Annotated in this window: 11 protein-coding genes; 5 read left to right on the forward strand and 6 right to left on the reverse strand. The window is 66.5% G+C overall.

Annotation, left to right across the window (positions count from 1 at the left end):
- Positions 1-69: 69 nt before the first annotated feature.
- Entirely contained in the window at positions 70-444 is a 375-nt protein-coding gene (locus QR77_RS02130; protein WP_040019387.1) for a BlaI/MecI/CopY family transcriptional regulator, read from the reverse strand.
- 137 nt (positions 445-581) lie between these two features.
- Between QR77_RS02130 and QR77_RS02135 the strand changes: the two genes are divergently transcribed.
- Positions 582-953 (forward strand): VOC family protein, encoded by a 372-nt coding sequence (locus QR77_RS02135; protein ID WP_040019388.1) that lies wholly within the window; start codon positions 582-584, stop codon positions 951-953.
- A gap of 28 nt (positions 954-981) precedes the next feature.
- Here the strand turns inward: QR77_RS02135 and QR77_RS02140 are convergent, their stop codons facing one another.
- Both QR77_RS02140 and QR77_RS02145 read right to left on the reverse strand, forming a co-directional pair.
- Entirely contained in the window at positions 982-1,470 is a 489-nt protein-coding gene (locus QR77_RS02140) for a GNAT family N-acetyltransferase (RefSeq protein WP_040019389.1), read from the reverse strand.
- 94 nt (positions 1,471-1,564) lie between these two features.
- Positions 1,565-2,602, reverse strand: coding sequence for an acyl-CoA desaturase (locus tag QR77_RS02145; protein WP_040019390.1), 1,038 nt, complete (start codon positions 2,600-2,602; stop codon positions 1,565-1,567).
- A 430-nt stretch (positions 2,603-3,032) separates the two neighbouring features.
- Here QR77_RS02145 and QR77_RS02150 point away from each other — a divergent pair, with 430 nt between their 5' ends.
- The 4 genes from QR77_RS02150 to QR77_RS02160 all read left to right on the forward strand — a co-directional run bounded on the left by QR77_RS02150 (position 3,033) and on the right by QR77_RS02160 (position 5,239).
- The gene (locus tag QR77_RS02150; RefSeq protein ID WP_040019391.1) at positions 3,033-3,389 is read left to right on the forward strand and encodes a PRC-barrel domain-containing protein; all 357 of its coding nucleotides are present in this window, start codon (positions 3,033-3,035) and stop codon (positions 3,387-3,389) included.
- A 78-nt stretch (positions 3,390-3,467) separates the two neighbouring features.
- Positions 3,468-3,638, forward strand: coding sequence for a hypothetical protein (locus QR77_RS47315; RefSeq protein ID WP_173476262.1), 171 nt, complete (start codon positions 3,468-3,470; stop codon positions 3,636-3,638).
- Between the two features lie 150 nt (positions 3,639-3,788).
- Complete coding sequence (locus QR77_RS02155; RefSeq protein ID WP_040019392.1) at positions 3,789-4,505, forward strand: GAF and ANTAR domain-containing protein; 717 nt, start codon at positions 3,789-3,791, stop codon at positions 4,503-4,505.
- Positions 4,506-4,510: 5 nt separating this feature from the next.
- The gene (locus QR77_RS02160; protein WP_347359764.1) at positions 4,511-5,239 is read left to right on the forward strand and encodes a GAF and ANTAR domain-containing protein; all 729 of its coding nucleotides are present in this window, start codon (positions 4,511-4,513) and stop codon (positions 5,237-5,239) included.
- Between the two features lie 129 nt (positions 5,240-5,368).
- Here the strand turns inward: QR77_RS02160 and QR77_RS02165 are convergent, their stop codons facing one another.
- The 3 genes from QR77_RS02165 to QR77_RS02175 all read right to left on the reverse strand — a co-directional run bounded on the left by QR77_RS02165 (position 5,369) and on the right by QR77_RS02175 (position 8,548).
- Positions 5,369-6,214: a carbohydrate ABC transporter permease gene (locus QR77_RS02165; RefSeq protein ID WP_236710500.1), complete on the reverse strand. Its 846-nt coding sequence runs from the start codon at positions 6,212-6,214 to the stop codon at positions 5,369-5,371.
- A complete protein-coding gene (locus QR77_RS02170) occupies positions 6,211-7,023 on the reverse strand; it encodes a sugar ABC transporter permease (RefSeq protein WP_236710502.1) in 813 nt (270 codons plus the stop codon). The genes QR77_RS02165 and QR77_RS02170 overlap by 4 nt, the downstream gene beginning before the upstream one ends.
- A gap of 250 nt (positions 7,024-7,273) precedes the next feature.
- Positions 7,274-8,548 (reverse strand): extracellular solute-binding protein, encoded by a 1,275-nt coding sequence (locus QR77_RS02175; protein ID WP_040027128.1) that lies wholly within the window; start codon positions 8,546-8,548, stop codon positions 7,274-7,276.
- Positions 8,549-8,840 lie beyond the last annotated feature (292 nt).

Genomic DNA, 8,840 nt, shown 5'->3' on the forward strand with positions numbered 1-8,840 from the left:
AGGCGGCGGGGACCGCGAGGAACGGCATCAGCAGCGGCACCCAGACGAGCGGCACCCAGACCAGCGGGTTCATCCGGCGTCGTCGCCGTCCAGCAGCGAACGCAGCAGCCGTTCGTCCTCGTCGCTGAGCTGTGAGACAAAACGCGCGAGGACCGCGCCGCGGTCGTCGTCCTTGCCCAGCTCGACATGCATACGGCGGGCGGTCAGGCCGGGGGCGTCCTCGGTCGGCGTGTAGGCGAAGCCCCGGCCGGACCTCACCCGGGTGACCATGCCCTTCTCGTACAGCCGTGAGACGATGGTGGTGACCGTGGTGCGGGCCAGCGGGACCCCGAGTGCCCGCTGTACCTGGGCCGGGGTGAGCGGCCCTTCGGCCGACCAGAGGGCCGCGAGGACACCTGCCTCCAGCTCCCCCGCCTGCCGCCGTTCGGCGCCCGCGTCGCCCATGGAAGCGCTCCTCCCGTGTTTCGTCCCGTTCCGCGGAAGCGTAGTCCGGGAGGCCCGGCCGATGAGTTCCGGCCTCTCCGGAAGTCCCCCCTGGAACAGAGCTTCGCAAGCTTCCAGACAAAAGAGAGAAGTCCAGCATGTTCGGCAACAGCAAGGCGTTCAGCGGATTCGCCGTCGACGACACCGACAAGGCCAGGCGCTTCTACACCGAGACACTCGGACTCGACGTGTCCGAGGAGCACGGTCTGCTCCGGCTGAACCTCGCGGACTCCACCCACGTGCTCGTCTACCCCAAGCCCGGGCACGTCCCCGCGACCTTCACCGTGCTCAACTTCCCGGTGGACGACATCGAGGCGGCGGTGGACGAGCTGGGGCGGCGCGGGGTGAGCTTCGAGCGCTATCCGGGGATGGACGCGGACGATCGGGGCATCTTCCGGGCGGCGGGACCGTACATCGCGTGGTTCAAGGATCCGGCGGGCAACGTCTTCTCCGTACTCCAGGACCGTTAGCCGGTTCCGGTCCGCGGCACGTCCGGCGTCAGAGCGGGCGGTACATGATGTGCAGCCCCACCGGGCCGAGCCCCGGGTGGCGGAAGCCGCCCGGGACCGTACCCACCACCTCGAAGCCGAGTGAGCGGTACAGCTTCACCGCGTACGTGTTGCTCTCGACCACGGCGTTGAACTGCATCCCCGCGAAGCCCGCCGTCCGCGCCCACTCCACGGTGTGCTCGCAGAGGGCACGGCCGACGCCGCGCCCGGCGTGCGCGGGATCGACCATGTAGCTGGCGCTCGCGATGTGCGCGCCGTTGCCCATCTGGTTGTTGTTCATCTTGGCGGTGCCGAGGACCGTACCCGCGTCGTCGAGGGCGACGACCGCACGGTTCGGTGGCGCCGGCAGCCAGAAGTCGCGGGCCTGGATCTCACCGAGATCGAGCGGATAGGTGAACGTCTCGCCCGCCGCGACGATGGTGCGGAAGAACGGCCAGACGGCCGGCCAGTCCTCGGTGGTCGCTTCCCTGATCAGCATGGACACAGGATGGCGGTCGAGACCTGGCGGGCGCCAATACTTTTGCTGACCGCTCAGGTGACCGCGTTCGAGGTGGCCGCGCCGCGCGAGCCGGTCACTGCGTGGTCACCTGTGTGGCCGGCTGCCGTCGCAGGGGTGCCCCCGCCTCGTAGAGGCTCTTGAGCGCCTGCGCGTAGGAGCCGAGCAGCCCGGTTTCGAGATAACCGACGTTCAGCTCCTGGCAGTAGCCCCTGACGATCGGCTGGGCCTTGCGCAGGTGCGGGGTCGGCATGCTCGGGAAGAGGTGGTGCTCGATCTGGTAGTTCAGCCCGCCGAGTGCGAGGTCGGTGAACCAGCTCCCGCGCACGTTGCGGGAGGTGAGGACCTGGCGGCGCAGGAAGTCGGGCCGGTCGGAGCCGGTCAGGGTGGGCATGCCCTTGTGGTTGGGGGCGAAGATCGAGCCCAGGTAGACACCGAACAGGCACTGGTGGATGGCGAGGAACGCCACCGCCTTGCCGGGGGGAAGGACCACGAACAGCGCCGACAGGTACACGGCGAAGTGCATGAAGAGCAGCGAGCCTTCGAGCCTGCGCTGCTTCAGCGAGCGGTCGGAGAGCGCGCGTACGCCCGAGACGTGCAGGTTGAAGCCTTCGAGCAGGAGCAGCGGGAAGAACAGGAAGGCCTGTGAGCCGCCGATCACCCGGGCGAGGCCCTTGGCCTCGCGCGCCTGGCGGCTGCTCCAGACGAGGATGTCGGGGTTGACGTCCGGGTCGAGTTCCTCGTGGTTCGGGTTGGCGTGGTGCCGGGAGTGCTTGTCCTGCCACCAGCCGTAGCCCATGCCGATGCCGAGGTTCCCCGCGATGCGGCCCGTCCAGGCGCTGGCCTTGCGCAGCCGGAACACCTGGCGGTGGCCGACGTCGTGGGCGACGAGCGCCACCTGGCCGAAGATCACGGCGAGGAATCCGGCGACGGCGAGCGTCCACCAACTGTCGCCGAGGGCGGCGAAGGCCGCCCAGCCCCCCGCGTACAGCAGTCCGATGGTCGAGATCCGCACGGTGTAGTACCAGGGGCGGCGGCGCATGAGACCGGCCGCCATGATTTTCCTGGAGAGGGCCGCGAAGTCGCTGCCTCCCCCCCGCCGTGGCTCTTCCACGGTGGGTTCGCCGACCGTGGGTTCGCCAAGGGTATGAGTGGACAATTCAGCCACGCCTTTCGGATCGGTCACGACCGCCTGGTGCCGGCTGCTGTGACTGCGCGGCAGTGTGGCTGGTGAGCCATGGGAAAAATCAGATGCGTACTGCACAGAGGCTCACGGAAGAGCGTCGGATAAAACGCTGCCTGGTCACCCTGTTAACAGGGCCCCTGCTGCTGCCTGGATGGGGTGCAACGGGAAGCCGAGGTCTTGGGCGTCTGTCATTCAGTGTAACCGCCTGGCGTGTTCGGCAGACATAAGCAGATTTAAGTTGCAGACGCGGGCCAAGTAGTTCACAGTCCACCGTTCCGGCGGCGTGCCGAACGCGGAATTGCGGGTAGAGACAGAAGGACGACGTTGTGCACCACAGGCGGATAGAGGCGAATCGCGCGTGTTCGATGCTGATGATATTCGGGAGTGGCGTGGCCACGATGTGGTGGACACGGAGAAGCGGAAGATCGGCACGCTGGAGGCCGTGTACGTCGACACCACGACGGACGTGCCGGTCTTCGCGACCGTCACCGTGGGCATGCCCACCAAGCGGCGCCTCATCTTCGTCCCGTTGACCGATGCCACCGTCGGCCCCGGCTATTTGAAGGTCCTCTGGGACAAGAAGCTGGTCAAGGACGCGCCTTCGATCGATCTCGACGGTGAATTGCCGGCCGAGGACGAACCGCGTGTGTTTTCCCACTACGGACTGGCGTACAAGACCGGTGCGGCCGGCGAACGCCAACTGGCCCGGCGCTGAGGCCGTGATCCGGACCGGGATCAGCATCGCGATCGGCGTCAGGGGCAGGACCGGAGTCGAGATCAGGAGTATGAAGCCATGAGTCTCTTTCTCTTCCTGCTCCTGGTGGCCGTCGGGCTGGGAATCACAGGCGTCGCCGGTTCGGGATTGTCGTATCTGCTTGTCATCGGTGTCGTTGTTTTTCTCGCCGATCTGGTGCTGCTCGGCGCCCGCGCGGGCATGCGCCGCGGCAGGCGCGTCACCAGGTAAGGCTGTTCATATCGCCTTTCAGGCCCTCCGCGGATTCGGTGTTGGGCCTGCCTGCGGGGACTATGCTTGGTAGACGGGGACCCGGTACCGATCTCGCACGCTCCGCAGGGCTCCGGGCGGGCGCGGAGCACGGACGAAGAGCGGCAGGCAGTGATCAGCGACGCGATGACGGAGATGCTGCGGCTCGTACACACCCAGCCGCGACGCCCTCTCGCAGACCGCTGCGCAGCCGTCCTGGGGGTGGATCATCTCGCGATCTCCCTGGTCGTCGAGGGCGAGGCCACCGAACAGCTCTGGTCGTCGGGTGAGCCCAGCTCGCTCTTCGAGGATCTTCAGTTCACCCTCGGGGAGGGCCCGGGTCCGGACGCCCTGAGCAGCGGCTCGCTGATACTCCACCACGACATGCGTCTCGTGCCGTCCGAGCGCTGGCCCGCCCTGCTCCCCGCCATGGAGGAGCTGCCGGTACGGGCCGTTTTCTGCTTTCCGCTCTGTCTCGGCGGGATCATCGTGGGGGTGCTGACCCTGGTGCGTGCCGTCCCGGGACCGATGAGCAACCAGGAGATGGACGACGCCCTGGCGCTGGCCGAAGCTCTCACCTTCCAGTTCCTCGGCGGCGAGGGCGAGCCGCAGGACTTCTTCACGGACGCGCCCGCCGCTTCCATGCACCGCGCCGTCGTGCACCAGGCGACCGGCATGATCAGTGTCCAGCTCGGTCTGGCCCTGGGGCCCGCCCTGCTGCGGCTCCGCGCGCACGCCTTCAGTCACAACCAGCCGATCAACGAAATCGCACGCGAGGTCGTGGCCAGGCGTCTGCGTCTGCCGGACGTCGCGAGTGGCCCCGACTCGCCCAACGGAAAGAAGGGATGACTCCTATGTCCCGCGAACAGCAGGTGTCAGCGGTCTTCGTACAAGTCGCGGACTCCCTGACCGACGATTTCGACCTCATCGAGTTCCTCGAGCAGTTGTGCGCCCATTGCGTCACCCTGCTGGATGTCTCCGCCACCGGCATCCTCCTGGCCAACGGGAAGGGAAACCTGCACACCATCGCGGCCTCGGACGAGACCACGCACCTGCTGGAACTCTTCGCGCTCCAGCACGACCAGGGCCCGTGCGTCGAGTGCTACAAGTCCAGCACCGCGCGCACCAATATCGACCTCTCCGACGCGGAGGCCACCGAGGCATGGCCGGCGTTCGCCGAGAACGCCCGCAGCAGTGGCTTCCGTACGAGCCACACGTTCCCGCTGCGACTGCGGGACCGCGCGGTCGGCGCGCTGAACCTCTTCCACACCAGCGTGCAGCCGCTTACTCCGCAGGACGCCTCGCTCGCGCAGGCACTGGCCGATGTCGCCACCATCGCCCTGCTCCAGCAGCGCGCCCTGGACCAGCAGTACATCGAGAAGGCGCAGCTCCAGCGCGCCCTCACCAGCCGGATCATCATCGAGCAGGCCAAGGGAATTCTCGCCGAGCGCTGGCAGACCGACGTCGACGCGGCTTTCGCCGCGCTGCGCACCTATGCCCGCTCGAACCGGATGCGGCTGTCGGACTGCGCGCGTCAGATCATCGAGCAGACGCTCGACACGGCTGTCATCCCCCGCCCGTAGGAAGGGCCCGTAAGAAGGGTGCGAGCGGGTCCCTCGGGCCGGTCGGTCCGGCGGGCACCGGGGAGATCACGCTCCCACGGTGCCCGGACGTTCTTCAGCGCCGCGCCGCGCCGCCCCCGGCCGGTGCTGTCACTTCGAGGCGCCCGACATCAGTCCGTGGATGAACTCGCGCTGGCTGACGAGGTATCCGACGACGGGGATGATCGCCGCAAGGAACATGATTCCGAATAGCTGGCTGTAGTCGGTCGAATAGGCGCCCAGGGCAACATAGATGCCGGTGGTGATGGTCTGTCCCTGGATCGGCCCCAGGATGAACTGCGGGTTGAGGAAGTCGTTCCACACCCACAGGCCGAGGAAGATCGACACGGTCGCGGTCGCCGGCCGTACGACGGGGAAGACGATCCGCCACCAGAGCCGCAGATCGCCGGCGCCGTCCACCCGGGCCGCCTCGATGACCTCGCGCGGGATGGTCCGCAGAAAACCGACGTAGACGAAGACGGCGAACGACAGGTCGCCGCCGCCCACGTTGGACAGGATCAGGCCGGAGTACGAGTTGGCGAGGCCGACCGCGCGCAGCAGGGTCACGATCGGCAACAGGACGACCTGCGGCGGGACCATCAGCCCCAGCGAGAACACGCCGAGCATGACGGTGCGTACGCGGGGGGTGCGCTCCGAGATGTAGAAGGCGAGCATGGAGCTGAGGGGGACGATGATGACCAGCGTCGCCGCCGTCACGAGCACCGAGTTGAGCAGCCCCGCCTCGACCAGGTTGTCCGGTCGCTGGAGCGCCTTGACGATGTTGTCGAAGGTGAACGGTATCGGCGGGCCCGCCGGGTTGGAGAGGATCTGGTCCTGCTTCTTGAACGCGCTGACCAGGGCGACGTACACGGGCAGGATGAACGCCAGGGTGATCAGCCAGGCGCCGACGAGATGAGATTTGTTCCGGAGGTTCAGCCGTGCGACCGGAGCGCTCACAGGTTTGTCTCCCTTCGGCGAAGCAGGGTGGTGATGCCGTACGAGACCACGGCCGTCAGCACCAGGAGGAGCATGGCGATGGAGGACGCGTAGCCGAACCGGTTGTCGGTGAAGGCCACGCTGATCAGGTAGTACGCGGTCGACCGGGTCGCCTCGGCGGGGCCGCCGCCGGTCAGCACGGCGATCACGTCGTAGAGCTTGAGCGTGCTGATCAGGCACAGGACGACGCTGATGGTCATGCCCGGCGCGATCATCGGGAACGTCACATGGCGGAAGCGGCCGAAGGCTCCGGCTCCGTCCATCCGCGCCGCCTCGTACAACTCCTGGGGTACGGACTGGAGGGAGGCGGTGTAGACGACGGTGGCGAACGCGATCGTGATCCAGCTCACCACCACGATGACGGAGAACACCGCCAGATTCGATCCGCCGAGCCAGGGCACGGGGTCATCGATCAGTCCGAGCTTGGACAACACGCTGTTGAGCAGGCCGTTCTGAGTGAGGATCGATCTCCAGATGAACCCGACGATGATGCCCGACAGGACCTGCGGGATGAAGATGAGGGTCCGCATCAGCCGGTAGTTGGCGGTGGAGCGGTTGAGCAGCATCGCCAGCAGGAGACCCACGGTGTTCGCGATGACGGTGACAGCCACCACCACGATCATGGTGAACCGCAGGCTCGACAACAGCCTGTCGTCGGCGAACAGTTCCCGGTAGTTCGACAGACCGACGAAGTTGCTGGCGGTCCGCAGCGGGCTCTTGTCCGTGAAGCTGAGGAAGAGACTCTGCACCAACGGGTACAGAAGGAACATCCCGTAGAGGATGACCGCGATCAACGCAGCAGGGGCCAGCCCGAGGCTTCGGCCTGCTCGTGGAGATCGTCTGGGCACAGCTTGATCCTTCGTTCGATGGAGCGGAGGGGCGGGCCGCGGCCGTGGGACGTCCGACATGGGCGACATGGGCAATGTGGAAGACACATGCGATATGGCCGCCATGACCGACAACGATGTCAGAGCCCGGAATCCGGCCTGCGGCACCACCCGTACCGCCGGTGTGCCAGGCCTACTTGGCGGCCTTGTCCCAGTCGGCGTCGAACGCGGTCAGCAGCCCCTTGGTGTCGGAGCTGGTGAACAGCTTCTGCGCGAGCGAGCAGAACTGGTCGACGACGCCCGGGGGCAGCGCGTCGTCGTTGTTGGCCTGGGCGAACGCGTTGACCTTGTTGTTCTTGTCGGTCACCAGCTTGTAGCCCTGGTCGTACACCGGGGTCACCTTGGCGCCGAAGTCCTTGAGCGTGACGTTCTTGAGCATCGGGAAGGCGCCGTCGCTCTCGATGAGCGACTTCAGGTTGGGCTTGGAGAGCGACCACGCGCGGGCGAACGTGGCGGCGTCGTCGGCATTGGCGGACTTGGCGTTGACCGACGTCGTACCACCGGTGATGAACGGGACGACGGGGTTGCCGGTCTTGCTCGGCAGCAGGAACGTGCCGAAGTCCTTCGCCTTCTCCGGCGTGATCAGGCCGATCAGCCAGCTACCCATCGGGTACATGCCGGCCTTGCCCGCCAGGAACTGCGTGTTGGCGTCCGCGTAACTCACACTCAGCGCGCCCTTGTCGAAGCCGCCGGCATCGACGAGCTGGCGGAACTTGGACACGGCGGCGACCATCTCGGGGTCGGTGAACTTGACTTGGCCCTTGTAGCGCTTCTGCACCCACTGCGGGTCCGAGCCCAGTACATCGGCGGTGATGAGGCCGGAGAGCGGCATCGCCGACGACATCGGGTCGCCGCCCGCCATTTCGAGCGGCGTGACGCCGGCCGACTTGAGGGTCTTGACCACGTTCATGAACTGGTCCCAGGTGGTGGGGACCTGGAGATGGTTCTCAGCGAAGATCTTCTTGTTGTAGAAAACCATCGGAATGATCTGCGAGTTGGTCGGCGGAATGTACGTCTTGCCCGCGATGGCATTGCCGTTGGGGTCCGTGAAGTTGTCTTCGAGCCACTTCTGGTCGAACGGCTTCAGCAGCCCGGCGTCGGTGAAGTCCTTCGGGTTGATGGACGACAGGATGTCGGGGAACTGGCCGGCCGCCTGGAGCTGCTTGGCGTACGCGTTGCGGTCCGCGTCCGGCGAGACGATCTTCTTGACCTTGGTGTCGGGGACCGACTTCTGCGCCTGGGCGATGGACTTGTCCCAGAACGTCGCCGTGAGCGAGGGCGACTCGAACGTCATGAATGTCATGCTGCTCCCGTCTCCCCCCGCGGACTGTCCGGTGGAGCAGCCGGTGATCGCCAGGGCGCTCACCAGACCCGTCACCGCCGCAACGAAAGCAGTTCTGCGCTTCATGTCATCCTCCTTGATGCCGCGCGCGACCGACCGGGTTCCGGCCGCGTCGCGCGCCATCGATCGAATTGCCCAACGCTGAAAATCCGCACGAAAAAGCAGGATAGGGCGTCACGCCCACGTGGCCCGCCCGGCCCCGGTACGCCGGTCGCGCGGCCAACTGCCGCTATCCGGGCCCGTGTTCGCGCGGCCCGGTCAACAACCCCTGTTTCATATACTTTTCAGAAGACTAACCACCATCCCCACACAGTCAAGCGCCCCAACGACCTTTACCCGATCGAGACGGGGACGCCGT

The organism is Streptomyces sp. 150FB (genome assembly GCF_000818195.1).
Classification (GTDB): domain Bacteria; phylum Actinomycetota; class Actinomycetes; order Streptomycetales; family Streptomycetaceae; genus Streptomyces.

Excerpts from the sequence above, each read along its gene's own strand:
- QR77_RS02170 (WP_236710502.1), bottom strand. The coding sequence starts at position 7,023 with ATGTTCCTTCTGTACCCGTTGGTGCAGAGTCTCTTCCTCAGCTTCACG.
- QR77_RS02160 (WP_347359764.1), top strand. The coding sequence starts at position 4,511 with ATGTCCCGCGAACAGCAGGTGTCAGCGGTCTTCGTACAAGTCGCGGAC.
- QR77_RS02175 (WP_040027128.1), bottom strand. The coding sequence starts at position 8,548 with ATGAAGCGCAGAACTGCTTTCGTTGCGGCGGTGACGGGTCTGGTGAGC.
- QR77_RS02135 (WP_040019388.1), top strand. The coding sequence starts at position 582 with ATGTTCGGCAACAGCAAGGCGTTCAGCGGATTCGCCGTCGACGACACC.
- QR77_RS02130 (WP_040019387.1), bottom strand. The coding sequence starts at position 444 with ATGGGCGACGCGGGCGCCGAACGGCGGCAGGCGGGGGAGCTGGAGGCA.
- QR77_RS47315 (WP_173476262.1), top strand. The coding sequence starts at position 3,468 with ATGAGTCTCTTTCTCTTCCTGCTCCTGGTGGCCGTCGGGCTGGGAATC.
- QR77_RS02140 (WP_040019389.1), bottom strand. The coding sequence starts at position 1,470 with ATGCTGATCAGGGAAGCGACCACCGAGGACTGGCCGGCCGTCTGGCCG.